Below are 25,443 nucleotides of genomic sequence, written 5' to 3'. Positions count from 1 at the left end.
TCAGTTCTCCAGAACGTCGAGCAGGCCGAGGGGCAGGGGCACATCCATCACACGGTCGAACAGCCAGTACAAGGCGATGCTCATCAGGCCGATGATCACCACGCTGGGTAACCAGCGCCCGCCATACAGGCGCGCCATCGGCACGCCGATGAGGATGCTGCTGACAATGAAGCCCAGTGGCTCGAAGGTGGCGGCGAAGACCAGCAGCAAGGCGACGCAGAGGCCGATCTTGTTCAGGGTTTCGCGGTCCAGTTCGGGTTCGTCGTCCTTGTGCACGATCGGCGTGGGACGAAAGGCCAGGTACAGCAGGCCCGCGGCCATCAGGCCGAGCATCAGCAAGGGATAGGCACGTGGCCCGACCGGTTCGTAGGAAAAGGCTGCCTGGTAGGGCCAGGCCATGACGGCCAGGGCGGCGCACAGCGCCAGCAAAAACAGGGCGAAGAGACGTTGCAGGATCATTGCGGAATCCTCTTTTCGCGGGGCAAGTGGGAGCGGGCTTGCCCCGCGATGCGTTCGAAAGGGGAGAGGCTTATTGAATCAAGCCAAATTCCTTGGCCAGGGCCTTGTAGTCAGCCACCTGCTTCTTGACGTAGGTGTCCAGCTCGACACCGGTCATGGCGAAGGGGAACAGCTCGCGCTGATCGCGCAGCTTGGCGAACTCTTCGGAGGCCAGCAGCTTGTCGAACGAGGCTTTCCACCAGTCGTACTCTTCATCGGTGACTTTCGGCCCGAGGTAGAAACCGCGCACCACCGGCCAGACGATGTCGTAGCCCTGTTCCTTGGCGGTGGGGATGTCCTTCATTTCCGGCTCGTCCAGGCGGGTTTCGGCGAACACCGCAAGCAGGCGCATGTCGCCGCTCTGGATGTGCGGCATGGAGTCGGAGATGTCGGTACTGCCGACCTGAATGTGCCCGCCGAGCAGCGCCGTGGCGATTTCGCCGCCGCCTTCCAGGGCCACGTAGCGCAGGTCGCGCGGGTTGATCCCGGCGGCCTTGGCGATCAGCGCGGTCTGCATCCAGTCCTGGCTGCCGACGGTGCCGCCGGAGCCGATCACCACCTTGCTCGGGTCTTTTTTCAGCGCCGCGACCAGGTCGTCGAGGGTCTTGTAGGGCGAATCGCTTTTCACGGCAATGGCACCATAGCTGGTGCCTACCGCCGCCAGCCAGCGCACGGCGTTTTCATCGAAACGGCCGAACTTGCCCTGGGCCAGGTTCAGCAACGAACCACTGGACCAGGCCACCAGGGTGCCGGCATCGGCCGGACGCTGGGCGACCACCGCGTTATAGGCCACCGCGCCGACACCGCCGGGCATGTAGGTGACGCGCATCGGTTTGCTGAGGATCTTTTCGTTGACCAGGGCGCTTTGCACCAGTTTGCAGGTCAGGTCGAAACCGCCGCCGGGCGAAGCCGGGGCGATGCATTCAGGGCGTTTCGGTTCGCCCGCCAGAACGTTGCCGGCCAGCAGCAGGCAACCGGTGGCGAGGGCAATGCGGCGCAGTGAAAAAGTCATCGTGTCTCTCCGTGAACGTTATTGTTATCAGGGATTACCACAGCGCAAGGCTGTAACTCACCAGCAGTCGCACTTCGTCGGCATCGCGGGCGAAGTTGGAGCGGAAGGTGGCGTTGCGCAGGCGCACGGCGACGTTTTTCAGGGCGCCACTTTGCACCACGTACTTGAACTCGGTGTTGCGTTCCCACTCCTTGCCCTCGCCAACATTGGCCAGGCTGACATTATCGCCGCTGATGTAGCGGCTCATGAAGGTCAGGCCGGGGATGCCGAGCTTGCTGAAGTCGTAGTCGTAACGGGCTTGCCAGGAGCGCTCGTCGGCGCCGGCGAAGTCGTTGATCTGTACGAAGTTGACCAGGTACGGGTCGGCGCCATCGACATAGGGGAAGGCGGTGTCGCCGGACAGGTGCTGGTAGCCGGCGCTGAGCTTGTGGCCGTTCAGGCCGTAGCTGAGCATGCCGTTGAGCGCGGTGTTGTCGATGTTGCCGCCGCGGGCCTGGCCCTGGTCGTCACTGAAGGCCATGCGCAGGTCGGCGCCCAAGGTGCCCGGGCCCCACGGCTGGGAGGCGATCAGGCCGACGAAGTGCTGGCGGTAGACGTCATCGAGCTGGGCCCAGTGGTAGCTGCCGGTGATCTTGTCGGTGAACCTGTAGTCCAGGCCGGCCATGTCGAAATGGTTGCCGGCGACGGTGCCAAGAAATCGGCTGTTCTTGTTGTTGAGGGCGATGTCCTCGTTGTTGGTGCTGTCGCGGTCGCGGGCTTTTTCCAGGCGCCCGCCGGTAAAAGTCAGGTTGCTGATTTCGCCCGAGGTCAGCAGGCCGCCCTCGAAGGTCTGCGGCAGGATGCGCCCGTCGTTTGGCTGCAGGGTTGGCAGCTCCGGGATCAGCGTGCCGATCTTGAGTTCGGTCGCGGAGATCTTCACCTTGCCGGTCAGGCCGAGCTTGGAATACTCGTCGGCGGCGCGGCCATCGTCGTGGGTTGGCAGCAGGCCGGTGCCGGTGCGGTCGGGGCTTGAGTCGAGCTTGATACCGAGCATCCCCAGGGCATCCAGGCCGAAGCCTACAGTACCGTCGGTATAACCTGACTCGAAATTGAGCATGAAGCCCTGGGCCCATTCGTCACGCTTGGATTGCTGGGCGCTGGTGCCATCGCGAAAGTCGCGGTTGAAGTACATGTTGCGGGTTTCGAAGCTCGCCTTGCTGTCATCGAAGAAGGCGGCCTGGCTCAACGGGGCGACGCCGGCAAGGGCGAGGGCGCTGGCAACTGCGGTCTGGCGGGAAGGTAGACGTCGGGTAGGCGCGTACGCCTGCGGCTGCATGGACAGCATCGTGGAGTGACTCCGTTATTGTTCTTATTAGTTCGGACCTTGGGTCCGGTTTTACGGCAAGCAGAGTGAGCCGTGAGAGGATGCTAGGGCGTGAACCTTTCGCTAACCTTTCAGCAGCTTTTGATTGCGCCGAAGGCTTCACAGTTGGGCTGTCGGCTGTACACTCCGCGCCATTGAACGCGACGCAAAGGGGAGAAATCGATGCGTGTGCTGCTCGTCGAAGACCATCTGCAACTGGCCGAAAGCGTGGCCCAGGCCCTGAAAAGCACCGGCCTGACCGTGGATGTGCTGCATGATGGCGTGGCCGCCGACCTGGCCCTGGCCAGCGAGGAATACGCCGTGGCGGTACTCGATGTCGGCCTGCCGCGGATGGACGGCTTCGAGGTGCTGGCGCGCCTGCGGGCCCGCGGCAAGACCGTGCCGGTGCTGATGCTGACCGCGCGCAGCGACGTCAAGGACCGGGTTCATGGCCTGAACCTGGGCGCCGACGATTACCTGGCCAAGCCGTTCGAGCTGACCGAGCTTGAGGCGCGGGTCAAGGCCCTGCTGCGCCGTAGCGTGCTCGGCGGCGAACGCCAGCAGCGCTGCGGGCCGCTGGTTTACGACCTCGATACCCGGCGCTTCACCCTCGGCGAAGAGCTGCTGACCCTGACCTCCCGCGAGCAGGCGGTGCTCGAAGCACTGATTGCGCGGCCCGGGCGGGTGATGAGCAAGGAGCAACTGGCCGCCCAGGTGTTCGGCCTGGACGAAGAAGCCAGCGCCGATGCTATCGAAATCTACGTGCACCGCCTGCGCAAGAAGCTCGATGGCCATGCCGTGGCGATCGTCACCTTCAGGGGGCTCGGCTACCTGCTCGAGCACAAAGATGCGTAACAGCGACAGCCTGCGCGGGCGACTGCTATGGAACCTGGCAATCCTGCTGGTGGTGCTGATGCTGGCCAGCGGCCTGAGCGCTTACTGGAACGGCCGTGAAGCCGCCGACACCGCCTACGACCGTACCTTGCTGGCCTCGGCACGGACCATCGCCGCGGGCCTGTCACAACGCGACGGCACCCTCAGCGCCGATGTGCCCTACGTGGCCCTGGACACTTTCGCCTACGACAGCGCCGGGCGAATCTACTACCAGGTCAACGATATTCACCAGCGCTTGATCTCCGGCTACGAAAACCTCCCGGCGCCGCCGCCCAATACTCCGCGCACCGACGATTACCCGGCCCTGGCGCGCTTTTACAACGCCCGTTACCTGGGCCAGGACGTGCGCGTGGTCAGCCTGCTCAAGGCGGTCAGCGAGCCGAACATGAACGGCATGGCCGAAATCCGCGTGGCCGAAACCGAAGAGGCGCGGGTGCGCATGGCCCGCAGCCTGATGGCCGATACCCTGCTGCGCCTGGGCATGCTCGCCCTCGGCGCGCTGATGCTGGTGTGGTTTGCCGTCAGCGCCGCCCTGCGCCCGCTAGAGCGCTTGCGCAGCGCTGTGGAAGAACGCCAGCCCGATGACCTGCGGGCCTTGCCGGTGGTCCAGGTGCAGCGCGAGCTGAGTCCGCTGGTGCGCGCCCTGAACCACTTTACCGAGCGCTTGCGCGGCCAGTTCGAACGCCAGGCGCAGTTTATCGCCGAGGCCGCCCATGAACTGCGCACGCCGCTGGCGGCGCTAAAGGCGCGGGTCGAACTGGGCTTGCGCTCCAACGAGCCGCAAGTCTGGCGCGAAACCCTTGAGGCCGCCGCGCAAGGCACCGATCGCCTGACCCACCTGGCCAACCAGTTGCTGTCGCTGGCGCGGGTCGAGAACGGCGCCCGGGCGATTGCCGAAGGCGGCGCGCAATTGCTCGACCTCAGCCAATTGGCCCGTGAGCTGGGCATGGCCATGGCGCCGCTGGCCCATGCGCGTGGCGTCGCCCTGGCGCTGGAGACCGAGGGGCCGGTGTGGGTGCGCGGCGAGCCGACGCTGCTCAATGAGCTGCTGAGCAACCTGGTCGATAACGCCATGGCGTATACGCCCAAGGGCGGCGATGTGATTCTGCGCGTGGTTGAGCCGGGCATTCTCGAAGTCGAAGACGACGGCCCGGGGATTCCTGAAAGCGAGCGTGAAAAGGTCTTCGAGCGCTTCTACCGGCGCGGCGCCCAGGGCACTGGCCTGGGTCTGGCGATTGTCGGCGAGATCTGCCGCGCGCACCTGGCGCAGATCAGCCTGCACGACGGTGAGCGTGGCGGCTTGAAGGTGCGGGTCAGCTTCAGCGCTGACTAGCGGAACATCGCCTTGGCATTGAGCAGGTCGCTGGCCTGCAGCTCAGTGCCGGTGGGCAGGCCAAGGTGGCGGTAGGCGGGCAGGGCGGCCAGCGGTCGCTCCTTGCTGTTGCTGCTGAGTACCTGGGCGATCTGCACAATATCGACGTAGTCGACCTTGTCGGTGCCGCGATCCAGGTCCTGGATCAGCCCGGGCAGGTGCACCAGTTGCTCGGGGAACTCCCAGACGCTGAGAATCTTGTCGCCCAGTGCCGGGTGAATCTGTTCGATTACATAGTTCAGGCTGACCGGGTCGGAGAGCAGCTCGTTGTGCTCTTCGGCATACAGCAGGATCGGCAGCGCGCCAATCTGATGAACCAGGCCAGCGAGGGCTGCCTGGTCCGGCTTGAGCTGGGTGAATCGCAGGCACAGCTCATAGCTGATGCCAGCCACTTCGAGGCTTTTTGACCAAATCTCGCGCATTTTTTGCTCAACCACATCCGAGCGGGCATGGAAGATCTGCTCGATCACCAGGCCGATCGCCAGGTTGCAGCTGTAGTTGATGCCCAGGCGGGTGATGGCCGTTTGCAGGTCGGTGACCTCGGTGGCGGCGCGCAGCAAGGGGCTGTTGACCACCTTGATCAGGCGCGCCGACAACGCTGCATCGCGACCGATCACCTTGCTCAGGGTACTGACGCTGATCTCGCTGTCTTCGGCGGCTTCGCGAATGCTCAAGGCCACTTCCGGCAGGGTCGGCAGCACCAGGTCATCGTTGTCGATGGCGCTCAGCAGGTGGGCCTGGATCATCTCGGCCATCTTGTTCATGGTGATTCTCTACCGCAATTGACGAGTGCCCCGCCCGTGCAGGGCGGGCGCAGGCTCAGCGCTGGATTTCGCGATCGCGGTCCAGTTCGTAAGGAAGCGTCAGCAGCTCCAGGCGCGGACCTTCGGCGCTGCCCAGGTGCAGGTTGTCGTCGGCAACCGCGTCGGCGGTCAGCACGGCCAGCAGTTCGCAGCCCTGTTCACTGCGGGCCGCCAGTACCACTTCACCAACGGAGGAGTTGTGGGTGGGCGAGAACACTTCGGTACCGGGCTGCGGCAGGTCACCCTCGGCCAGGGCCAGGCGGTACTGGCGACGCTTGAGCTTGCCCAGGTACTGCATGCGCGCGACGATTTCCTGGCCGGTGTAGCAGCCTTTCTTGAAGCTCACGCCACCCACGGCCTGCAGGTTGATCATCTGCGGAATGAACAGCTCGCGGGTTTGCAGCATGACCTGGCCGATACCGGCGCGGATCTGTCCGAGCAGCCAGTCGTTGAGCCCGGCCTCGGCCAACTGCGCCGCCAGTTGCGCTTGCACCGCCGGGGCCTGCTCGGCAGGTACCCACAACTCGATGCGCCCAGCCGATACGGCAATGGCGACCAAGCCGTTGTGACGGGTGACCGCGTCAGTCTGCACCGGCACTTCCAGGCCCAGGGCCGGCAGCGCGGCTGCACCGTCGTGCAGGCCGAAACGCACCCAGGCAGCGCTGTCGTCGGTCAGCTTGGCCTTGGAGAACACTGCGTACTTTTTAAGGTCGGCCAGTTGCGGTTCGAGCAGTTCGCGGGTCATCGCCAGCAAGTAGCCATCGCCCTCGGAGAGGATGCGAAAGCTCGACTGCATGCGGCCCTTGACCATGCAGCGGGCGCCGAGGCTGGCGGTATGCTCGTTGAGGTAACTGATGTTGCAGGTCAGCTGGCCTTGCAGGAACTTGCCGGCGTCCGAGCCGCGGACGGCGAGAACGCCTTCGTGGGAAAGGGTGCAGAAAAAAGCGGAATCGGCCATGGTTTATCGCAAGGTGATAGGACTGGGGCCCATGATAGAGCGCTGTCGGCAAAATAGGTAGTTGAGTACAGGCCTCTGTCATTATTTGCTCACATGTCCGGACCAACGTCGCGTGTCCCTAGGGCGCTGGCTCTGTATACTGGCGGCCTATTTTTGGAGGGCTTCATGGTCGAACAAATTGAACTCAACAAGCTCTTTTGGCACAGCCGCCGTGGCATGCTCGAGCTGGACGTGTTGCTGGTTCCTTTCAGCCAGGACGTTTTTCCAACCCTGAGCCCGGAAGACCGGGAACTGTACTGGCGCTTGCTCGGCTGCGAAGACCAGGACATGTTCGGCTGGTTCATGGAGCGCAGCGAGTCCGAAGACCCGGAGCTGCAACGCATGGTTCGCATCATCCTGGACCGTGTCCAGCCCAAGTGAGCGTTTCGAATGTCGCTGGCAGGGCTCAAGGGCACTGTTGGCGGCATACCTGGCCAGCCTGCTGCTGGCCTTGCTGGCCCTGAGCCTGCTGCAGGTGCCCCTGTGGTTGCGCCTGGCGGCCATTGCCTTGTGCCTGCTGCACGGCGCCTGGATCATCCCCCGGCGCATCCTGCTGACCCACCCCAACGCCATTACCGCCCTGCGCCGCGATGCCCACGGCTGGCAGTTGTTCAGCCGCGCCCAGGGCTGGCAGGCGGTGCAACTCAAGCCCGATAGCCTGGCCTTGCCCGGATGCGTGGTATTGCGCTTTCGCCGGGCCGGGCGGCGTTTCAACGAGGGCCAGTGCATCGCCTTCGACGCGCTGGAGCCGGTGCAGCACCGGCGCCTGCGTTTGCGCCTGAAATTCAGTCGGCGTAGGTGGGCGGCTGCAGGATAGTGTCGCGGGCCTCTGTGAGCATGCCCGGGTAATCCAGGGTGTAGTGCAGGCCGCGGCTTTCCTTGCGTTGCATGGCCGAGCGGATCATCAGTTCGGCGACCTGGGCCAGGTTGCGCAATTCGATCAGGTCGCGGCTGACTTTGTAGTTGCTGTAGAACTCGACCCTATGAGGCTAAACCCAATGGATACAGGGGTTTCAGCCGATGACCGTCAACCACCGCTCCCCAAGTGGGACAAACCTGTTACAAACTGCGCTCGCCAAGCCGTACCACTATCGCCGGTCTGGTCGCTATTACCTTCGCCTTCGCCCTCAAGGAACCCTTAAGGGCTTCTTCACGCTGTCACTCAGGACTACCGACAAGGCCACCGCAATGACCATCTCCGACGACATCCTTTCGACTCTCAAGGCTTACCACTTGGACAACCCTGAGGCGTCATGGGACGAACTCCGTGAGCGCTTGATTGAGTTCGCTGAGTACAACCTGACGATGGCACACGGTGACAGCTCACTGGTCGCTTACGAGATGATCAACGATGAGCATCACTTGGCGTTGCGTAAGGCATCCGCAAAGCTGCCCCTGAGCATCAATCAGCAACGGGCAGTGAGTAAGGCACTTGAGATCCTTGAGGCCTCTCAGGAGCGTATGCGCGGACGGTCGGGAAAACTGGTCGAGATCGTGAAGGACCTCAGCGAAGAAACTTGTGGCACGTCTTTGGCCCTCTCCTTGCCTTCATCTGTAAACGCTTCTTCGGGTCTTACCTTCAAGTCTCTTTCTGCGCTCTACATGGAGGAACGCAAAGACAGCATTCAGGCCAGCACCATGCGGGACGTGAAGTCATCGTGTGAGGCTATCGGCGCGGTCCTTGGCGACTTGGACATGAAGAGCCACACACGGGAGGACATGAAGAGCCTCAGGGAAAAGCTCCTTGAGGACCGTAAGCCTTCGACAGTTAAGAAGCTGCTGACCCGGCTATCAACGGTCATGGATTGGGCTGTGAACAATGGCTATCTCGACAAGAGTTTCGATAAGGGCCTGAAGCCAACTAAAGGAGCTGACAGCTCCCGTGAGGCGCTCTCTCAGGATCAGGTAAAGGCGCTGATGGCTCACGCTAAGTCGCTTCCAGTGGACGCTTGGCAGCGCTGGGCGTTGTCCCTTGGAGTGATCACTGGGACCCGTATTGAGGAACTCAGGCAGTTGACCAAGGCTGACGTTAAGCAGGTCGGGACTGTGTGGGTCATCGACATCAATAGGAACGATGGCAAGACAGCCAAGACCAAGAATGCTCTACGTGTCGTACCGCTGACTGACGGGGCCTATGGCTTCGACCTTAAGGCGTTCCTTGAGTTTGTCAGGAAGGCCGACTCTCGGCTGTTCACCTTGGGTGCTGGTCAGTTCTCGAACCTGCTTAATGGTGCGTTACGGGATGTCTTGAGCTTGAACGCTGATCGGACCCAGACTTTCCACTCATTGCGTCACTCACTGGCCGGTGCCTTGAAGGCCGCTGAGGTGCCTGTGGGAACCGCTGAGTCCATCTTGGGTCACGCTTCAGGGTCTATCAGTTATGACCTGTACGGGGCTGGGAGTGCCGTTGAGGTGGGCCGTATGGCGGACGCTCTGGTGAAAGCTTTGAAGTTGGTAAGCTAAGGCTGCATCTATGCTGGTCGCCAACGAGCGCTTAGTATGCGGACATCATGGAACATTAACTAAGTAATGGAGCTATCAATTGAACAATGGACGTTTCTTCAGTGGCCTCGCTCTTTGTGCAGTGCTTCAAGTCTTTGCGGCTCATGCGCTGGGGCAGGAAAAACTATGGGTCACCACAGATCGTACTGATCGACACACTTGCCCATCTACAGAGTGTGGGGTCGCAGGCCGTCTTATGTTCAGGGAAGGCGTTGACATCTTAGAGCGTAAAGGTCAGTGGGTCCGTATTACTAAAACCTATTCTGCATCCTGTACTGGCGGCGTCAGCGAGTACATTAAGTCTGGAAATAAAGCCTGTACGGCCGTTAATGGCATCAAGGACGGGAAGTTTGCTGAATGGGTTCAGAGCAAAGATTTTAGCCGAGATCGCCCTAAGGACCCTTCAGAGGATGCAAGTGGAGATTACTCTCTCGTAAAAGGTTCAGACGATTATAGGATTTATAAGGACCCATTTGCTAAAGCAGCGCGGGCATTGATAGATGACGGCACTTGTACTGAAGATGACTTCAAGGAAATTGGTGGCTGGATGGCCTCAACGAATCGTGGCGAAGGTGTGTACTTCACTTATTGCGGCGGTATGAAAGTCAACAATAAGGTCTACCTTGATGTCACTTCAGGGAAGACCAGCCGTTAGGTTCGATAAGGACATGCGAGCGGTTGTGAGTCCTGACGTGTTAGCTACACGTTCGTCGAAGATTTAAAAACCCTCACCCAAAGAGGGACAGGCTAAATCATCGTTGCTTTCCTTTCAAGATGCCGCAAGGTCACCTCAAAGGTGGCCCTCTGCGGGCAAGGCGTGTACGTCCAGTGATCAACGTTACCTCTTTCAGGTAGACCAATATCCAAGACGCCACGACCACCAAGCGCAGCCCTAACGGGATCCGCGGGGCCAGCATCAGGTCCACTGTAGCGATTCTGTCTGCGCACTTCGTGTGAATAGACCGTTGATAGGTTTGGGCCTCCTATCTCTGATCGCACAGTATAAAGGGGCCTTTTAACTTAAAGATCTCTACAAGATGACTCTAAGATTAAGTTTCATTAGTTTAATTCTATAAATAATAAAACTTAAAGAGAATGCTCTTAGAGTTACCTTAAGGTCGATTCATTAAGATCTTGGGTCTACCTTCGATGTCGTGGTTGTAGAAGTGTGGCCGTAGCGGCTCGTTGGTGCTCCAGTATGACCAGATTAAAAACCCTCACAAGAACAGGGACAGACCGCTAAGCTAATCGGTCGCTCTGAATTCCTCTACGCCCGTCGCTGGGCTTTTATCAACGTCAAGTCTTTCTGAATGCTTCTTGAGCCATAGTCGATGCCCGTAGTGGGGCCTTGACGGTCGGCCTGTGGGAGCGAACTCAGGGAGCATTCAAAAGGAGTCCACTACTATGCCGGCCAACACCAATAACCAAACTGACCTGCTGCCTATCGTGATTGAGGGGCAGACCTTCAAGCCGAACGAAGATGGAATGTGGAATCTCAACGAGATCGCCAAGACTCTGAATGTTCGGGAACCGGGTCAGTGGCGTAATGCTGTTCAAGCTGCCCTGATCAAAGATGCAAATTTGCATGTCTCCCACGGTAACGGGACCCTTGCAACAGAAGAGGGCGCAATTGCATACGCCATGTGGGTTTCAACCGACTTTTACCTGATGGTCATTCGTGCGTTCATCGCCATGCGTAACAGTGCCGTCCGTGAGCTGCGCCATAAAGATGCCCTTCTGGACGCAAACATGCCCAAGGCTACGACTCTCGACATGAAGGCTCGCGGCGCGGGTCTGACATGGACCGAGGCTTGCCGTGTGGCTGGTATTCAACAGCCTCGACTTGCTCTTGAATTTCTCGCAAAGGGGCCGATGTTCGTTCACGTCTGTGACGATTTTGGTAGCCGTACTGGTCAGATCCGACCGAAGCAGCAAGGTTTCTCATCAGGCGCCTTTGTGGCGATCTCATCGGACTTCGGCAACCGTGAAGGCTGGAGGGTCAAACCCCGTGGCCTTGACTGGTTGCGTGCAAATACTGAGACCATCAACGTCGGCGTAGCTGAAGCCAAGGCCGCTCAGGCCAAAGCTAAGAAGGCCACTCAGGCATCCCGTGTGGATCGCTGGGGCCGTGCATGCAAGGAGGCACAGCTATGAGCAGTTCCTTCCTCGACCAGCTCAATGCCCTGTGCGTCACCCCCGCGTCCCGCGTGAAGTTGCTGACCCTCCGAGGCATCTGGCGTGATCGACGTGCCCGTAACAGCTTCTATTGCGAGTCATCATGCGGGGTCCATTTGGATTCCCTACTGGCCCACCTCGAAGCCAATCACCCCGGTCTGAGCGCCTTCGTTAAGTCGATCATCGGGTCACCATCGCTCCACATCGACGCGGTACTCCGTGCACGCTTAAAGGTCCCTTTAGGGAAAGCTCAACGCATCATCCATCTACTGTAACGCCGTCCGCCATCGGCACCAAGATCACACCCCGCCAAGTTACAGACCCGTGATCGCACCAACCCAAACCCAGAAGATATTGATCATGTCCTTGAGAGGTCCGTGCGGCTACTCCTTGCCATCTGGTCACGTTGCCTCTATGCGGCAGGGCCATGAATCAATGTCTCGAATTTAGGAGACACCTACCATGCAATTGAATATTCAAAACGTAACCCCCGAAACTGTTGAAGTCCAAGGCCAGAGCGTGACCCGTGCCTTCGCTGAAGGCGTGATGCTGTCTGGGCTGATCGCTGGTGCAGGTAAGAATGATGCGGCCCGTGAGGCCATCGTTAAGCAATACCTTGACGCTGGTCTGATCGCTGATGCGTTCCCCGCTGTGGTCCGAGCAGTTCGTGCTCGTGAGGCCCATGCAGCAACCGAGCGTGAGCGCCAGTTAGCTGAGTCTCGTGCCCATGCTGAGCGCGTTGCTTCCTATGTGACCCCTACGGCCCTTGAGGTCGCCCGTCGCCGTGCCAAGCGTGAGGCCCGCGAAGCTGAATACCGTGCACGTGGTGCTGCTATCCGTGCCGCTAATGGCCGGTCCTCATGGTCCTCGTGGGAATGACTCACGGGCAGCCTACCGACTCACACCTTCTTGCCTCCGGTGGCGCTGGCTCTTGTTGGCGTCCCGTTGAACCCCTTCAAGTAAACTTTCAGGAGATACTCAATCATGCCTACTCGTAAACAGAACGCTTTCAAATCCGCCGACCACCGCGAGAACACTGACCGTTACAGCGCACCGACTGCCTATGAGCAGGCCGTGTGGGGCAATGGTGGTAACCTTCAGTTCAACACCCAGGCATCCGCAAGCGCCCCATGCAGTGACGGCAGCGTCGCCGCTGAAGGTATCGTTGCGGTCCTTGACGACTTCTTTAATGGTGGCGAATGGCACCAGAACGCCGTTGATGCTATCCCGTGTGAGTTTCGACCTAAGGGCACTGAGCCGACCCCTGTGCAACTGGTCAACATGGTCGACCGCAACGTCGAGTTCGACCCACGTAAGTCGATCTACGACACCTCGACCATTACAAAGGGTGAAGCTGTTGCCGGTGACGTGATCTTTACGGAGCCCACTGATACCGCCGCGTTCTTCTCGCACCGTATGACTCTGTTAGATGCTCATGTGGTGGCAGGTTTCACCAGCAACTCCATCGGCCAAATGCTGGATAAGGCCATGCAGGACTTTGAGAAAGCGTGCGGCTCTACCATCGTGGACATTCTCCTGAAGTCCCCAAGTGTCGAGGTCAAGGAAGTCACCATTGCTGGCACTGGACCACGTGATCGTGCTGAGGATTGGATTGACCAACTAACACTGAGCATCAACCACTCAGTGGGCAACTCCCTGAGTGACTTCGTGCTGCTGATGCACATGACCGAACAGGCAATCCTTGAGCGTGCTGCCCAGCGTGCAGGCGTAGGCGATATTGAGGACCTGTTGGGCTGCCGTACCCAGTTCTATTCGGATGGCAACCGTGGCGTCTTCATGCTCCCTAAAGGCTTCGCCTCCCTGTCGTTCCGTGAAGGTAACGACGGTGATGTGTGGTCAATCCTCGCCAGCCGTAACGCCTCGGTACAGGGCTGGGACATCGAAATCACCGGTATCGCTGACGTAATGGCTCAGGCCAAGGTCAAGCTGAAGCTGGCGAACCCAGCGGACCCTACTGAGAAACTTCAGGTTGAGACCGTAGCGTTCCCGTTGATCACTTGCGTGGTCGCCAAGTCGTAACACTCGCAGCATCCATAGGGCCCTTCACGGGCCTTGTGGGCTGACCTGAGCGTCTACCCCAGCCGGTGGACTTTCAGTTGAGCCCATGTGTAATGCGTTGCTATGCCAAATGTGCAGGGCAATGATCCACATTCAATCTCACATTCCACGTAGGAGACCGCTATGGCCGCCAAGAAACCATGGTTGGCCGTCCTCAAGGCTATCGCTATGTCGAAAGCCACGTGGAAGCTGATGGGCACCGTTGCGGTTCTTTACGGTGCAACGCACGGCGAGCTGATAGCTGAAATGGTCGGGGAGGTCGTAGCGAATACGTTAGGTGCCCTTTGATAATCCGACACAAAATTCCGTGAGACCACCTGTCATAGCTAACCTGCGCGCGTACCCCCCGTAGGCCCTCGCACGCTCGTATGGGCGCACGTTAAGGACCCTTGCGGGCAGGCGATAAGGACCCCTGCGTTGGGACAAATGTGTGCCAAAGCTGTTACAAATCGAGGGCTTATGGTGCTACGCTAAGCGTTCCTAACGTGCCTCATCTGGTCGGTGTAAGGATCGTATCCTTCGCCTCTGGCAGCATCTCTGGATAGTCCAGCGTGTAGTGCAGACCCCGAGATTCCTTGCGTTCCATCGCTGACTGGATCATCAGTTCAGCTACCTGAGCAAGGTTCCTCAATTCAATCAGGTCTCTGCTTACTCGGTAGTTGCTGTAGAACTCGTCGATCTCATCGAGCAGCAGGCGCACCCGGTGTTCGGCGCGCTGCAGGCGCTTGTTGGTGCGCACGATACCGACGTAATCCCACATGAAGCGCCGCAGTTCGTCCCAGTTGTGCGCGATGATCACGTCTTCGTCCGAATCGGTCACCTGGCTGGCATCCCAGCACGGCAGCGCCCGGGGCATTGCGGTCTGGTCCAGGCGGGCGACGATGTCGTTGGCCGCTGAACGCCCGTAGACGAAACATTCGAGTAGCGAGTTGCTGGCCATGCGGTTGGCACCGTGCAAGCCGGTAAAACTGGTTTCGCCGATGGCGTACAGGCCCGGCACGTCGGTCAGGCCTTGTTCGTCGACCATCACCCCGCCGCAGGTGTAATGGGCGGCCGGTACTACCGGGATCGGCTGGCGGGTGATATCGATGCCAAAGCCCAGGCAGCGCTCGTAAACGGTGGGGAAGTGGCTTTTGACGAATTCGGCCGGCTTGTGGCTGATGTCCAGGTAGACGCAGTCCACCCCCAGGCGCTTCATTTCATGGTCGATGGCGCGGGCGACGATGTCGCGCGGGGCCAGTTCTTCGCGCGGGTCGAAGCGCGGCATGAAACGCTCGCCATTGGGCAGCTTGAGCAGGCCGCCTTCGCCGCGCAGGGCTTCGGTGATCAAAAAGCTCTTGGCCTGCGGGTGGTACAGGCAGGTCGGGTGGAACTGGTTGAACTCAAGGTTGGCCACCCGGCAACCGGCGCGCCAGGCCATGGCGATGCCATCGCCGCAGGCGCCGTCGGGGTTGCTGGTGTAGAGGTAGACCTTGGCTGCGCCGCCGGTGGCGAGCACGGTAAAGCGCGCGCCGAAGGTGTCGACTTCGCCGCTGGTGCGGTCCAGCACATACGCTCCCAGGCAGCGATCGCCGTCCAGGCCCAGGCGCCGCTCGGTGATCAGGTCGACCGCTACTCGCTGTTCCAGCAGCTCGATATTCGGCCGCAGCCGCGCTTGCGCCAGCAGGGTGGTGAAAATCGCCGCACCGGTGGCATCAGCGGCGTGGATGATGCGCCGATGGCTGTGGCCGCCTTCGCGGGTCAGGTGGAACTCGAAGCCGCTTTCTTCATCACCGGCGTGTTCGTCGCGGGTAAAGGGCACACCCTGGTCGATCAGCCACTGGATCGCTTCGCGGCTATGCTCAACGGTGAAGCGCACGGCGTCTTCGTGACACAGGCCGCCACCGGCATTGAGGGTGTCTTCGACGTGGGACTGCACCGTGTCGGTGTCGTCCAGCACCGCGGCCACGCCGCCCTGGGCCCAGAAGGTCGAGCCATTGGCGAGGTCGCCCTTGCTGAGCACGGCGACGCGCAGGTGACCGGGGAGGGTCAGGGCCAGGCTGAGGCCGGCGGCGCCGCTGCCGATCACGAGAACATCATGTTGGAATTGTTGGCTCATGTCAGGACACTAGTATCTGAAGGGGGGGATCGGCACAATAGTCAGGCGCTTATGGCATTGTGAAACTATCGTGAATCTGGACCGGCTGCCTTTATAGCAGCCCCAAGGCCCTGATTTCCAATGGCGCTTGTGCAGTCCAGGGAACCTTTTGTGGGAACTTTCCGTGATGTACGGATATCCATAGAAGGATGCCCGCACGCCACAATGCCGCGGCGACGCATGGCAGGCGCCCCTTGAAGGCACTGTTTGCGTATTCGAGACCCGATTATCGACGCAGCCGGCCGTGACCGCGCTGCGTTTTTCGTGCGAGCCGACCAAGGGCCGCAGGAAACTTGCTTGGAGGGGAGAACTTTTGCGCAAAGCCCGAGTCTATGGTTGCAAGCCTGAACGATGGCAGGTGCAACGCTCCTTCGAGTTCACTGAGGAGTGTTCATGCTAACCCAGGAAGAGGATCAGCAGCTTGTCGAGCGCGTGCAGCGTGGCGACAGGCGAGCGTTCGATCTGTTGGTGCTGAAGTATCAGCACAAGATTCTCGGGTTGATCGTGCGTTTTGTCCACGACACCCATGAAGCCCAGGATGTGGCGCAGGAAGCTTTCATCAAGGCTTACCGGGCGCTTGGTAATTTTCGCGGGGACAGCGCCTTTTATACCTGGCTGTACCGCATTGCCATCAACACGGCAAAAAACTATCTGGTGTCCCGCGGTCGGCGGCCACCAGACAGCGATGTAAGTTCCGAGGATGCGGAATTTTACGACGGCGATCATGGCCTCAAGGATCTGGAGTCCCCCGAGCGCGCGTTGTTGCGAGATGAGATCGAAGGCACCGTCCATCGGACCATCCAGCAACTGCCAGAAGATTTGCGTACGGCGTTAACTTTACGTGAATTCGATGGTCTGAGTTACGAGGACATTGCGAGCGTCATGCAGTGTCCGGTGGGTACCGTGCGCTCTCGAATCTTCCGCGCTCGGGAGGCCATAGACAAAGCCCTGCAGCCGTTGTTGCAGGAAACCTGAGACAGCGGCGACAGCCAAGAGAGGAACCGCCATGAGTCGTGAAGCTTTGCAGGAATCGCTGTCCGCGGTGATGGATAACGAAGCGGACGAACTGGAATTACGACGGGTGTTGAATGCCGTCGATGATCCCGAAACCCGTGCCACCTGGTCGCGTTACCAGGTAGCCCGTGCAGCCATGCACAAAGAGCTGGTACTGCCACAGCTGGATATCGCCTCGGCCGTATCCGCAGCCCTGGCCGATGAAGCCGCTCCGGCCAAGGTCTCCCGTGGACCCTGGCGCAGCCTGGGCCGCCTGGCCGTTGCCGCTTCGGTGACTGTCGCGGTACTGGCCGGTGTACGCCTGTACAACCAGGACGAAATCAGCGGTGCCCAGCTGGCTGCCCAACAACCGGCGCAGCAAGGCCTGAGCTTGCCACAAGCACAGGGCCCGGCCGTATTGGCAGGCTATAGTGAAAGTGCAGAACAGCCAGGCCCGATGGCCAATGGCGTGCTGCAGGGGCAAACCGGCTGGCACGACCAGCGTCTGCCTGGCTACCTGCGTCAGCATGCTCAGGAAGCAGCCCTCAAGGGTACCGAGAGCGCTCTGCCGTATGCACGTGCAGCCAGCCTGGAAAATCGCTAAGTAAGGAGGATCATGCGCGCGCTACCTCTCATACCGCTGCTGCTGGGTGGCTGGTTGACGCTACCGGCCCTTGCCGCCAACTCCTCTGCGCAGGCAGGTGACTGGCTCAAGCGTCTGGCCCAGGCCGAGCAACAGCAGAGTTATCAGGGTACTTTCGTTTACGAGCGTAACGGTAGCTTCTCCACCCACGACATCTGGCATCGCGTCCAGAGCGGCAAAGTCAGCGAGCGGCTGTTGCAGCTCGATGGCTCGGCCCAGGAAGTCGTGCGTGTCGACGGGCAGACCCAGTGCGTAAGCGGGGCCCTGGTACCGGGAGTGGCCAACACGCCGGAGTCTGCGGCGCGAGTGCTTGATCCTCTGAAACTGATGAGCTGGTACGACCTCGGGGTCGCCGGCAAATCGCGGGTGGCCGACCGTGAAGCGGTAATCGTCACCCTTACCCCGCGTGATCAACACCGCTATGCCTTCGAGCTGCACCTGGATAAAGAGACCGGGCTGCCGCTCAAGTCGTTGATGCTCGACGACGGTGGGCGATTGCTCGAGCGTTTCCAGTTCACTCGCCTGAATACCGCCGTTGCACCAAGCGATGAACAGCTCAAGGCCAGTGGCATCTGCAAGCCGGTTGCCCAACTGACCGCGCAGGCTGCACAACCTGTCACCGGCTGGCGATCGGACTGGTTGCCACCTGGATTCGAGCTGATCACCAGCTCCGTACGCAAGGATCCGCAAAGCAAGAATGCCGTCAGCAGCCTGATGTACGACGACGGCCTGGCGCGCTTTTCGGTGTTCGTCGAAGCCCTCGACAAAGGCTCGGCCGCCGATATCCGCACGCAGCTGGGCCCGACGGTTGCCGTCTCGCGGCGCCTGACCACGCCCCAGGGCGAAATGATGGTGACTGTGGTGGGCGAGATCCCTATCGGCACCGCCGAACGCATTGCGCTGTCCATGCGCGCCCAGGATGCCCAGGCTAAAAAATGAGGCGCAGGCAATGAGGCTGACAGGTCGAGGATTGCTTGGCTGACATGATTGGCAAGCTTTGCAGTTTGCAAAAACTCCAGAATTTTTCTATAGGTCAGTCCTTTCGGGGGCTGGCCTTTCCTGCTTCTGCAGGTCCCTACTGCTAACCACGCTCGTTGTGACGGGAGCCGTATGTCAATACCACGCTTGAAAACCTACCTATCGATGGTCGCCGCCGTGTTCATGCTCGGTCAGGTGCTCACCGCCCAGGCCGAAGCCCTGCCGGACTTCACCACCCTGGTCGAGCAGGCCTCGCCTGCGGTGGTGAACATCAGTACCAAGCAGAAACTGCCGGACCGCAAGTACGCCGCCGGGCAGATGCCTGATCTTGAAGGCCTGCCGCCGATGTTCCGCGAATTCTTCGAGCGCAACATGCCGCAGACGCCGCGTTCGCCGCGCGGTGACCGCCAGCGTGAAGCGCAATCGCTGGGTTCGGGCTTCATCATCTCCAGCGACGGTTACGTGCTGACCAACAACCATGTGGTCGCCGACGCCGATGAGATCATCGTCCGCCTGTCGGACCGCAGCGAGCTGCAGGCCAAGCTGGTCGGCACCGACCCGCGCACCGACGTGGCCCTGCTCAAGGTCGAAGGCAAGGACCTGCCGACCGTCAAGCTGGGTGACTCCGAGAAGCTCAAGGTCGGTGAGTGGGTGCTGGCCATCGGTTCGCCGTTCGGCTTCGACCATTCGGTGACCAAAGGTATCGTCAGTGCCAAGGGCCGCACCCTGCCCAACGACACCTACGTGCCATTCATCCAGACCGACGTGGCGATCAACCCGGGTAACTCCGGTGGCCCGCTGTTCAACATGAACGGCGAAGTGGTGGGTATCAACTCGCAGATCTTCACCCGCTCCGGTGGCTTCATGGGCCTGTCGTTCGCCATCCCGATCGATGTCGCGCTGGATGTTTCCAATCAGCTGAAGAAAGACGGCAAGGTCAGCCGCGGCTGGCTGGGCGTGGTGATTCAGGAGGTCAACAAGGACCTGGCTGAGTCCTTCGGTCTCGACAAGCCGGCCGGTGCCCTGGTCGCCCAGGTGCTGGAAGATGGCCCGGCCGCCAAGGGTGGCCTGCAGGTCGGTGACGTGATCCTGAGCATGAACGGTCAGCCGATCGTCATGTCTGCCGACCTGCCGCACCTGGTCGGTGGCCTCAAGGATGGCGCCAAGGCCAAGCTCGACATCATCCGCAATGGCAAACGCCAGTCGCTGGACATCACCATCGGCGCACTGCCGGATGAAGATGCCGACATCACCACCAACGCCAATGGCGGCGTCGAGCGCAGCAGCAACCGCCTGGGTGTGTCGGTGGCCGACCTGACCGCCGAGCAGAAGAAGTCCCTCGAACTCAAGGGCGGCGTGGTCATCAAGGAAGTCCAGGACGGTCCGGCAGCGCTGATCGGCCTGCGTCCGGGCGACGTCATCAGTCATCTGAACAACCAGGCGATCCTTTCGGCCAAGCAGTTCACCGAAATCGCCAAAGAGCTGCCGAAGAACCGGTCGGTGTCGATGCGCGTCCTGCGTCAGGGCCGCGCCAGCTTCATCACCTTCAAACTGGCTGAATAAGCCGGCTTGAGCAGAAAAGGGCAGCCTCGGCTGCCCTTTTTTCTGGGCGCCGCGCAGGTTTCCCGGGGCATGCACCGATTTCCCACAATCGCGGTACCCACAGTTCACGTGACGCCAACGTCAAGCTTCAGGTACAATTCCCGGCTATTTTTCGGTGGGCGTCCGGCCCGCAGCCTTTTTGAGTGTTGACCCGTGAGTGATTTGAGTCATATCCGCAATTTCTCCATCATCGCCCACATTGACCATGGCAAGTCGACCCTGGCCGACCGCTTCATTCAGATGTGCGGTGGCCTGACTGCGCGTGAAATGGAGGCCCAGGTACTCGATTCCATGGACCTGGAGCGTGAACGCGGTATCACCATCAAAGCCCACAGCGTCACCCTGCACTACAAGGCGCAGGACGGCAAAACCTATCAGCTGAACTTCATCGACACCCCCGGCCACGTTGACTTCACCTACGAAGTCAGCCGCTCGCTGGCGGCCTGTGAAGGTGCCTTGCTGGTGGTCGACGCCGGCCAGGGTGTAGAAGCCCAGTCGGTCGCCAACTGCTACACCGCCATCGAGCAGGGCCTTGAGGTCATGCCGGTACTGAACAAGATGGACCTGCCCCAGGCCGACCCGGACAAGGTCAAGGACGAGATCGAGAAGATCATCGGTATCGACGCCACCGACGCCGTGGCCTGCAGCGCCAAGAGCGGCATGGGCGTCGACGAGGTGCTCGAGCGCCTGGTGCACACCATCCCGGCGCCTACCGGTGACATCGAGGCGCCGCTGCAGGCGCTGATCATCGACTCCTGGTTCGACAACTACCTGGGCGTTGTCTCCCTGGTGCGTGTCCGTCACGGCCGGGTGAAGAAGGGCGACAAGATCCTGGTCAAGTCCACCGGCAAGGTCCACCTGGTCGACAGCGTCGGTGTGTTCACCCCCAAGCACACCCAGACCGCCGATCTCAAGGCCGGCGAAGTAGGCTTCATCATCGCCAGCATCAAGGACATTCACGGCGCGCCGGTGGGTGACACCCTGACCCTGAGCACGACCCCCGAGGTCGAGGTGCTGCCAGGCTTCAAACGTATTCAACCGCAGGTGTATGCCGGTCTGTTCCCGGTCAGTTCCGATGATTTCGAAGATTTTCGTGATGCATTGCAGAAACTGACCCTGAACGACTCGTCGCTGCAGTACCTGCCGGAAAGCTCCGACGCCCTGGGCTTCGGCTTCCGTTGCGGCTTCCTCGGCATGCTGCACATGGAGATCATCCAGGAGCGCCTGGAGCGCGAGTACGACCTGGACCTGATCACCACCGCGCCGAGCGTAATCTTCGAGGTCAAGCTCAAGACCGGCGAAACCATCTACGTCGACAACCCGTCGAAGCTGCCGGATGTGTCCTCGGTCGAAGACTTCCGTGAGCCGATCGTTTCGGCCACCATCCTGGTGCCGCAGGAGCACCTGGGCAACGTCATTACCCTGTGCATCGAGAAGCGTGGCGTACAGCGCGACATGCAGTTCCTCGGCTCGCAGGTGCAAGTACGCTACGACCTGCCGATGAACGAAGTGGTACTGGACTTCTTCGACCGCCTGAAGTCCACCAGCCGCGGCTACGCCTCGCTGGACTATCATTTCGACCGCTACCAGTCGGCTAACCTGGTCAAGCTCGATGTACTGATCAACGGTGACAAGGTCGACGCCCTGGCGCTGATCGTGCACCGCGACAATGCGCACTACAAGGGCCGCGCATTGACCGAGAAGATGAAGGAACTGATTCCTCGGCAGATGTTCGATGTGGCAATCCAGGCCGCCATTGGCGGACAGATTGTTGCGCGTACGACTGTCAAGGCGCTCAGAAAGAACGTACTGGCCAAATGCTACGGTGGTGACGTTAGCCGTAAGCGCAAGCTGTTGGAGAAGCAGAAGGCCGGTAAGAAACGCATGAAACAGGTCGGTAACGTGGAAATCCCACAAGAAGCCTTCCTCGCCGTGCTCAGGTTGGATAGTTAGGTCCTATGTCGCTAAATTTCCCGCTGTTGCTTGTCATCGCCGTCGCCGTCTGCGGTCTGTTGGCCCTGGTCGACCTGCTGTTCCTGGCCCCGCGCCGGCGTTCGGCGATCGCCAACTATCAGGGCAGCGTCAGCCAGCCAGAAATGGCAGTGGTCGAGCGCCTGAACAAGGAACCGTTGCTGGTCGAGTACGGTAAATCGTTCTTCCCGGTGCTGTTCATTGTCCTGGTGCTGCGCTCGTTCCTGATCGAGCCGTTCCAGATCCCTTCGGGGTCGATGAAGCCGACCCTGGAAGTGGGCGACTTCATCCTGGTGAACAAGTTCTCTTACGGGATCCGCCTGCCGGTGATCGACAAGAAGGTCATCGAGGTGGGTGATCCGCAGCGCGGTGATGTCATGGTGTTCCGCTACCCGAGCGACCCGAACGTCAACTACATCAAGCGTGTGGTTGGCCTGCCGGGCGATCAGATTCGCTACACCAGCGACAAGAAGCTGTTCGTCAACGGTCAGGCGATCGCCGAGCAGCTGGTCGGCACCGAGCCGGGTACCCTGGGCAGCGCCGAGCTGTACAAGGAAAAGCTCGGTGAAGCCGAGCACCTGATCCGCAAGGAAATGAGCCGCTACCGCATGCCGCCTGACCAGCAATGGACAGTCCCGGCCGGCCATTACTTCATGATGGGCGACAACCGCGACAACTCCAACGACAGCCGTTACTGGGATGACCCCAACATTCCCAAGGAACTGCACGGCATGGTCCCGGACCAGAACATCGTCGGCAAGGCCTTCGCGGTCTGGATGAGCTGGCCAGAGCCTAAACTGAGCCACTTCCCGAACCTGTCGCGGGTCGGCCTGATCAAGTAACACTACAACGGCGCTGTCCTGGGACAGCGCCGAATGCGTTTCTGGCATAGGCTGTGTTCAGGTAAGCCTGGATGCAACCGATCACCCCGGCCAGCGAGCATGAGCCAAACAGTCTTTCAGGATGTTGATTTGAACAATGCGTTAAATCCGACGGTAGCCCCGATGGCGGCGTACCGAGTTGCAAAGTGTGAGCCTCACGCCCAGGCGTGCGGGCTGAATTTCGGCCACGAACTGCGCGTGGGTACACTGTGAGCGTTTCCTTGAGCCGCCTCGAGCGCCAGCTCGGCTACACCTTCAAGAACCAGGAGCTGATGCTGCTGGCCCTGACGCACCGCAGTTTTGCCGGGCGCAACAACGAACGCCTCGAGTTCCTCGGCGATGCGATCCTCAACTTCGTCGCCGGTGAAGCGCTGTTCGAGCGCTTCCCCCAGGCCCGCGAAGGCCAGCTGTCGCGCCTGCGTGCGCGGCTGGTCAAGGGCGAGACCCTGGCGGTACTGGCCCGGGGCTTTGACCTGGGCGAATACCTGCGCCTGGGTTCGGGCGAGCTGAAAAGCGGCGGTTTTCGCCGCGAGTCGATCCTGGCCGATGCCCTGGAGGCGCTGATTGGCGCCATCTATCTGGATTCGGACATGCAGACCGCTCGCGAGCGGGTACTGGCATGGCTGGCGGGTGAATTCGAAAGCCTGACCCTGGTCGATACCAACAAGGACCCGAAAACCCGTCTGCAGGAATTCCTGCAGTCGCGGGCCTGCGAACTGCCGCGCTACGAAGTGGTGGATATTCAAGGTGAACCCCATTGCCGGACGTTTTTCGTCGAATGCGAAGTGACCCTTTTGACTGAAAAAAGCCGAGGGCAAGGCGTCAGCCGGCGTATCGCCGAGCAAGTCGCGGCCGCCGCAGCACTGATCGCCCTGGGCGTGGAGAATGGCAATGACTGATACCAACACTACCCGCTGCGGCTATGTCGCCATTGTCGGCCGCCCGAACGTCGGCAAGTCGACCCTGCTCAACCACATCCTCGGGCAAAAGCTCGCAATCACCTCGCGCAAGCCGCAGACCACCCGCCACAACATGCTCGGGATCAAGACCGAAGGTGATGTGCAGGCGATCTACGTCGATACCCCGGGCATGCACAAGAGCAACGAAAAGGCGCTCAACCGTTACATGAACAAGACCGCTTCGGCCGCCCTCAAGGACGTCGACGTGGTGATCTTCGTGGTTGACCGCACCAAGTGGACCGACGAAGACCAATTGGTGCTCGAGCGCGTGCAGTACGTGCAGGGCCCGGTGATCCTGGCGATCAACAAGACCGACCGGATCGAAGAGAAAGCCGACCTGATCCCGCACCTGCAATGGCTGCAGGAGCAACTGCCGAACGCCGAAATCGTGCCGATCTCGGCCCAGCAGGGGCACAACCTCGAAGCACTGGAAGGGCTGATCGCCAAACACCTGCCGGAAAACGAGCACTTCTTCCCGGAAGACCAGATCACCGACCGCAGCAGCCGCTTCCTGGCCGCGGAACTGGTGCGCGAGAAGATCATGCGCCAGCTCGGCGCCGAGCTGCCGTACCAGATCACCGTCGAGATCGAAGAGTTCAAGCAGCAGGGCAAGATCCTGCACATCCATGCGCTGATCCTGGTCGAGCGTGACGGCCAGAAGAAGATCATCATTGGTGACAAGGGCGAGCGGATCAAACGCATCGGCTCCGAGGCGCGCAAGGACATGGAAGTGCTGTTCGACGCCAAGGTCATGCTCAACCTCTGGGTCAAGGTCAAGGGTGGCTGGTCCGACGACGAGCGTGCCCTGCGCTCGCTGGGCTACGGCGACCTCTGATCGCTCCAGGCCCGGTAGCGTCCGCCGCCGGGTCGAACCTTTTCTGAAGCGCCGCTCATGGAACTGCCAGTTGGCCAACCGGCCTACGTGCTGCACAGCCGGGCCTACCGTGAAACCAGCGCGCTGGTGGATTTCCTCACCCCGCAAGGACGCCTGCGCGCGGTCATGCGCCGTGCCCGTGGCAAAGGCGGCAGCCAGGTGCGGCCGTTCGTCCCGCTTGAAGTCGAGTTTCGCGGCCGCGGCGAGCTGAAGAACGTCGGCCGTCTGGACAGCGTCGGTGTCGCTGCCTGGCTGCACGGCGATGCGCTGTTCAGCGGGCTGTACCTCAACGAGCTGCTGATTCGCCTGCTGCCGGCTGAAGACCCGCATCCGGTGGTATTCGAGCACTATGCGGCGACCTTGCAGGCGCTGGCCGCCGGTCGCCCGCTGGAGCCGCTGCTGAGGGCGTTCGAGTGGCGCCTGCTGGACGAACTGGGTTATGCCTTCGCTCTCGATCACGACGTCAACGGCGATCCGCTGGTGGTCGATGGCCTGTACCGCTTGCAGGTCGATGCCGGGCTCGAGCGCGTCTACCTGTTGCAGCCGGGGCTGTTCAACGGTGCCGAGCTATTGGCCATGGCTGAAGCCGCCTGGGAAATCCCCGGTGCTCTGGGCGCCGCCAAGCGCCTGATGCGCCAGGCCCTGGCCGTACACCTGGGCGGTCGGCCGCTGGTCAGTCGCGAACTGTTTCGCAAGCGCTGAACAACGTCGTATGCTGTGGGGCTCAATCT

At 60.7% G+C, this 25,443-nt stretch carries 26 protein-coding genes and 1 pseudogene; 20 read left to right on the top strand and 7 right to left on the bottom strand.

Going from position 1 to position 25,443, the window contains the following annotated elements; genetic code table 11:
• From LOY34_RS21620 to LOY34_RS21610, 3 genes are all read right to left on the bottom strand, one after another.
• Positions 1 to 459, bottom strand: a complete 459-nt coding sequence (locus LOY34_RS21620) for a tripartite tricarboxylate transporter TctB family protein (protein ID WP_045197606.1) — start codon at positions 457 to 459, stop codon at positions 1 to 3.
• Between the two features lie 70 nt (positions 460 to 529).
• Positions 530 to 1,510, bottom strand: coding sequence for a tripartite tricarboxylate transporter substrate binding protein (locus tag LOY34_RS21615; protein WP_045197609.1), 981 nt, complete (start codon positions 1,508 to 1,510; stop codon positions 530 to 532).
• 34 nt (positions 1,511 to 1,544) lie between these two features.
• Positions 1,545 to 2,834 (bottom strand): OprD family porin, encoded by a 1,290-nt coding sequence (locus tag LOY34_RS21610; protein WP_258664027.1) that lies wholly within the window; start codon positions 2,832 to 2,834, stop codon positions 1,545 to 1,547.
• Between the two features lie 201 nt (positions 2,835 to 3,035).
• Here LOY34_RS21610 and LOY34_RS21605 point away from each other — a divergent pair, with 201 nt between their 5' ends.
• Both LOY34_RS21605 and LOY34_RS21600 read left to right on the top strand, forming a co-directional pair.
• Positions 3,036 to 3,707, top strand: a complete 672-nt coding sequence (locus LOY34_RS21605; protein ID WP_045197613.1) for a response regulator — start codon at positions 3,036 to 3,038, stop codon at positions 3,705 to 3,707.
• The gene (locus LOY34_RS21600) at positions 3,700 to 5,079 is read left to right on the top strand and encodes a sensor histidine kinase (protein ID WP_045197615.1); all 1,380 of its coding nucleotides are present in this window, start codon (positions 3,700 to 3,702) and stop codon (positions 5,077 to 5,079) included. The genes LOY34_RS21605 and LOY34_RS21600 overlap by 8 nt, the downstream gene beginning before the upstream one ends.
• On the opposite strand, the gene LOY34_RS21595 is transcribed toward LOY34_RS21600, so the two are convergent.
• Complete coding sequence (locus tag LOY34_RS21595) at positions 5,076 to 5,882, bottom strand: HDOD domain-containing protein (RefSeq protein WP_045197617.1); 807 nt, start codon at positions 5,880 to 5,882, stop codon at positions 5,076 to 5,078. The two genes, LOY34_RS21600 and LOY34_RS21595, sit on opposite strands and share 4 nt — an antisense overlap.
• Before the next feature lie 55 nt (positions 5,883 to 5,937).
• Positions 5,938 to 6,879: a folate-binding protein YgfZ gene (locus LOY34_RS21590; protein WP_195884897.1), complete on the bottom strand. Its 942-nt coding sequence runs from the start codon at positions 6,877 to 6,879 to the stop codon at positions 5,938 to 5,940.
• Positions 6,880 to 7,044: 165 nt separating this feature from the next.
• Between LOY34_RS21590 and LOY34_RS21585 the strand changes: the two genes are divergently transcribed.
• Complete coding sequence (locus LOY34_RS21585) at positions 7,045 to 7,299, top strand: succinate dehydrogenase assembly factor 2 (protein ID WP_045185642.1); 255 nt, start codon at positions 7,045 to 7,047, stop codon at positions 7,297 to 7,299.
• Positions 7,283 to 7,735 (top strand): protein YgfX, encoded by a 453-nt coding sequence (locus LOY34_RS21580; RefSeq protein ID WP_195884896.1) that lies wholly within the window; start codon positions 7,283 to 7,285, stop codon positions 7,733 to 7,735. The genes LOY34_RS21585 and LOY34_RS21580 overlap by 17 nt, the downstream gene beginning before the upstream one ends.
• Here LOY34_RS21580 and LOY34_RS21575 read toward each other — a convergent pair.
• Positions 7,704 to 7,895, bottom strand: a pseudogene (locus tag LOY34_RS21575) (L-aspartate oxidase); the annotation flags it as partial. The gene LOY34_RS21580 and the pseudogene LOY34_RS21575 overlap by 32 nt on opposite strands.
• Before the next feature lie 43 nt (positions 7,896 to 7,938).
• On the opposite strand from LOY34_RS21575, the gene LOY34_RS21570 reads away from it, so the two are divergent.
• From LOY34_RS21570 to LOY34_RS21540, 7 genes are all read left to right on the top strand, one after another.
• On the top strand, positions 7,939 to 9,381 hold the full coding sequence (locus tag LOY34_RS21570) for a tyrosine-type recombinase/integrase (RefSeq protein WP_258664026.1): 1,443 nt from the start codon (positions 7,939 to 7,941) through the stop codon (positions 9,379 to 9,381).
• A gap of 79 nt (positions 9,382 to 9,460) precedes the next feature.
• Complete coding sequence (locus tag LOY34_RS21565) at positions 9,461 to 10,075, top strand: hypothetical protein (RefSeq protein ID WP_046784947.1); 615 nt, start codon at positions 9,461 to 9,463, stop codon at positions 10,073 to 10,075.
• Positions 10,076 to 10,824: 749 nt separating this feature from the next.
• The gene (locus LOY34_RS21560) at positions 10,825 to 11,574 is read left to right on the top strand and encodes a hypothetical protein (protein WP_258664025.1); all 750 of its coding nucleotides are present in this window, start codon (positions 10,825 to 10,827) and stop codon (positions 11,572 to 11,574) included.
• Complete coding sequence (locus tag LOY34_RS21555) at positions 11,571 to 11,870, top strand: hypothetical protein (protein ID WP_020301032.1); 300 nt, start codon at positions 11,571 to 11,573, stop codon at positions 11,868 to 11,870. The genes LOY34_RS21560 and LOY34_RS21555 overlap by 4 nt, the downstream gene beginning before the upstream one ends.
• A 187-nt stretch (positions 11,871 to 12,057) precedes the next feature.
• On the top strand, positions 12,058 to 12,474 hold the full coding sequence (locus tag LOY34_RS21550) for a hypothetical protein (protein ID WP_258664024.1): 417 nt from the start codon (positions 12,058 to 12,060) through the stop codon (positions 12,472 to 12,474).
• A gap of 105 nt (positions 12,475 to 12,579) precedes the next feature.
• Positions 12,580 to 13,635, top strand: coding sequence for a hypothetical protein (locus LOY34_RS21545; RefSeq protein WP_258664023.1), 1,056 nt, complete (start codon positions 12,580 to 12,582; stop codon positions 13,633 to 13,635).
• A gap of 162 nt (positions 13,636 to 13,797) precedes the next feature.
• Positions 13,798 to 13,962 (top strand): hypothetical protein, encoded by a 165-nt coding sequence (locus LOY34_RS21540; protein WP_157774110.1) that lies wholly within the window; start codon positions 13,798 to 13,800, stop codon positions 13,960 to 13,962.
• Between the two features lie 202 nt (positions 13,963 to 14,164).
• Here the strand turns inward: LOY34_RS21540 and nadB are convergent, their stop codons facing one another.
• Complete coding sequence (nadB, locus tag LOY34_RS21535; RefSeq protein WP_258664021.1) at positions 14,165 to 15,772, bottom strand: L-aspartate oxidase; 1,608 nt, start codon at positions 15,770 to 15,772, stop codon at positions 14,165 to 14,167.
• A gap of 432 nt (positions 15,773 to 16,204) precedes the next feature.
• Here nadB and rpoE point away from each other — a divergent pair, with 432 nt between their 5' ends.
• The 9 genes from rpoE to recO all read left to right on the top strand — a co-directional run bounded on the left by rpoE (position 16,205) and on the right by recO (position 25,414).
• Positions 16,205 to 16,786, top strand: coding sequence for an RNA polymerase sigma factor RpoE (rpoE, locus tag LOY34_RS21530; protein WP_010220971.1), 582 nt, complete (start codon positions 16,205 to 16,207; stop codon positions 16,784 to 16,786).
• Between the two features lie 31 nt (positions 16,787 to 16,817).
• Complete coding sequence (locus LOY34_RS21525; RefSeq protein WP_038999040.1) at positions 16,818 to 17,408, top strand: RseA family anti-sigma factor; 591 nt, start codon at positions 16,818 to 16,820, stop codon at positions 17,406 to 17,408.
• 12 nt (positions 17,409 to 17,420) lie between these two features.
• Entirely contained in the window at positions 17,421 to 18,386 is a 966-nt protein-coding gene (locus tag LOY34_RS21520) for a MucB/RseB C-terminal domain-containing protein (RefSeq protein ID WP_195884895.1), read from the top strand.
• 204 nt (positions 18,387 to 18,590) lie between these two features.
• The gene (locus LOY34_RS21515) at positions 18,591 to 19,988 is read left to right on the top strand and encodes a DegQ family serine endoprotease (protein ID WP_176794323.1); all 1,398 of its coding nucleotides are present in this window, start codon (positions 18,591 to 18,593) and stop codon (positions 19,986 to 19,988) included.
• 192 nt (positions 19,989 to 20,180) lie between these two features.
• A complete protein-coding gene (gene lepA / locus LOY34_RS21510; RefSeq protein ID WP_045197631.1) occupies positions 20,181 to 21,980 on the top strand; it encodes a translation elongation factor 4 in 1,800 nt (599 codons plus the stop codon).
• A 5-nt stretch (positions 21,981 to 21,985) separates the two neighbouring features.
• Positions 21,986 to 22,840 (top strand): signal peptidase I, encoded by an 855-nt coding sequence (lepB, locus tag LOY34_RS21505; protein ID WP_045197633.1) that lies wholly within the window; start codon positions 21,986 to 21,988, stop codon positions 22,838 to 22,840.
• A gap of 248 nt (positions 22,841 to 23,088) precedes the next feature.
• Positions 23,089 to 23,778 carry a ribonuclease III gene (gene rnc / locus LOY34_RS21500; protein ID WP_010220977.1) on the top strand — a complete coding sequence of 230 codons (690 nt, stop codon included), beginning with the start codon at positions 23,089 to 23,091 and terminating at the stop codon, positions 23,776 to 23,778.
• A complete protein-coding gene (gene era / locus LOY34_RS21495; RefSeq protein WP_045197636.1) occupies positions 23,771 to 24,673 on the top strand; it encodes a GTPase Era in 903 nt (300 codons plus the stop codon). Before rnc ends, era begins: the two co-directional genes overlap by 8 nt.
• A gap of 57 nt (positions 24,674 to 24,730) precedes the next feature.
• Positions 24,731 to 25,414, top strand: a complete 684-nt coding sequence (gene recO, locus LOY34_RS21490; protein WP_195884894.1) for a DNA repair protein RecO — start codon at positions 24,731 to 24,733, stop codon at positions 25,412 to 25,414.
• Positions 25,415 to 25,443 lie beyond the last annotated feature (29 nt).

Source organism: Pseudomonas sp. B21-009 (assembly GCF_024749345.1).
GTDB lineage: Bacteria > Pseudomonadota > Gammaproteobacteria > Pseudomonadales > Pseudomonadaceae > Aquipseudomonas.
Note: the sequence above shows the minus strand (reverse complement) of the source record. Positions and strands in the feature narration are given on the sequence as shown.

Coding starts and splice junctions, on each gene's coding strand:
- rpoE (WP_010220971.1), top strand. CDS start 16,205: ATGCTAACCCAGGAAGAGGATCAGCAGCTTGTCGAGCGCGTGCAGCGT.
- LOY34_RS21570 (WP_258664026.1), top strand. CDS start 7,939: ATGACCGTCAACCACCGCTCCCCAAGTGGGACAAACCTGTTACAAACT.
- LOY34_RS21560 (WP_258664025.1), top strand. CDS start 10,825: ATGCCGGCCAACACCAATAACCAAACTGACCTGCTGCCTATCGTGATT.
- LOY34_RS21540 (WP_157774110.1), top strand. CDS start 13,798: ATGGCCGCCAAGAAACCATGGTTGGCCGTCCTCAAGGCTATCGCTATG.
- era (WP_045197636.1), top strand. CDS start 23,771: ATGACTGATACCAACACTACCCGCTGCGGCTATGTCGCCATTGTCGGC.
- LOY34_RS21600 (WP_045197615.1), top strand. CDS start 3,700: ATGCGTAACAGCGACAGCCTGCGCGGGCGACTGCTATGGAACCTGGCA.
- LOY34_RS21620 (WP_045197606.1), bottom strand. CDS start 459: ATGATCCTGCAACGTCTCTTCGCCCTGTTTTTGCTGGCGCTGTGCGCC.
- LOY34_RS21555 (WP_020301032.1), top strand. CDS start 11,571: ATGAGCAGTTCCTTCCTCGACCAGCTCAATGCCCTGTGCGTCACCCCC.
- LOY34_RS21545 (WP_258664023.1), top strand. CDS start 12,580: ATGCCTACTCGTAAACAGAACGCTTTCAAATCCGCCGACCACCGCGAG.
- lepB (WP_045197633.1), top strand. CDS start 21,986: ATGTCGCTAAATTTCCCGCTGTTGCTTGTCATCGCCGTCGCCGTCTGC.
- LOY34_RS21515 (WP_176794323.1), top strand. CDS start 18,591: ATGGTCGCCGCCGTGTTCATGCTCGGTCAGGTGCTCACCGCCCAGGCC.
- recO (WP_195884894.1), top strand. CDS start 24,731: ATGGAACTGCCAGTTGGCCAACCGGCCTACGTGCTGCACAGCCGGGCC.
- LOY34_RS21605 (WP_045197613.1), top strand. CDS start 3,036: ATGCGTGTGCTGCTCGTCGAAGACCATCTGCAACTGGCCGAAAGCGTG.
- LOY34_RS21550 (WP_258664024.1), top strand. CDS start 12,058: ATGCAATTGAATATTCAAAACGTAACCCCCGAAACTGTTGAAGTCCAA.
- LOY34_RS21610 (WP_258664027.1), bottom strand. CDS start 2,834: ATGCTGTCCATGCAGCCGCAGGCGTACGCGCCTACCCGACGTCTACCT.
- nadB (WP_258664021.1), bottom strand. CDS start 15,772: ATGAGCCAACAATTCCAACATGATGTTCTCGTGATCGGCAGCGGCGCC.
- LOY34_RS21585 (WP_045185642.1), top strand. CDS start 7,045: ATGGTCGAACAAATTGAACTCAACAAGCTCTTTTGGCACAGCCGCCGT.
- LOY34_RS21590 (WP_195884897.1), bottom strand. CDS start 6,879: ATGGCCGATTCCGCTTTTTTCTGCACCCTTTCCCACGAAGGCGTTCTC.
- LOY34_RS21615 (WP_045197609.1), bottom strand. CDS start 1,510: ATGACTTTTTCACTGCGCCGCATTGCCCTCGCCACCGGTTGCCTGCTG.
- LOY34_RS21520 (WP_195884895.1), top strand. CDS start 17,421: ATGCGCGCGCTACCTCTCATACCGCTGCTGCTGGGTGGCTGGTTGACG.
- LOY34_RS21595 (WP_045197617.1), bottom strand. CDS start 5,882: ATGAACAAGATGGCCGAGATGATCCAGGCCCACCTGCTGAGCGCCATC.
- LOY34_RS21525 (WP_038999040.1), top strand. CDS start 16,818: ATGAGTCGTGAAGCTTTGCAGGAATCGCTGTCCGCGGTGATGGATAAC.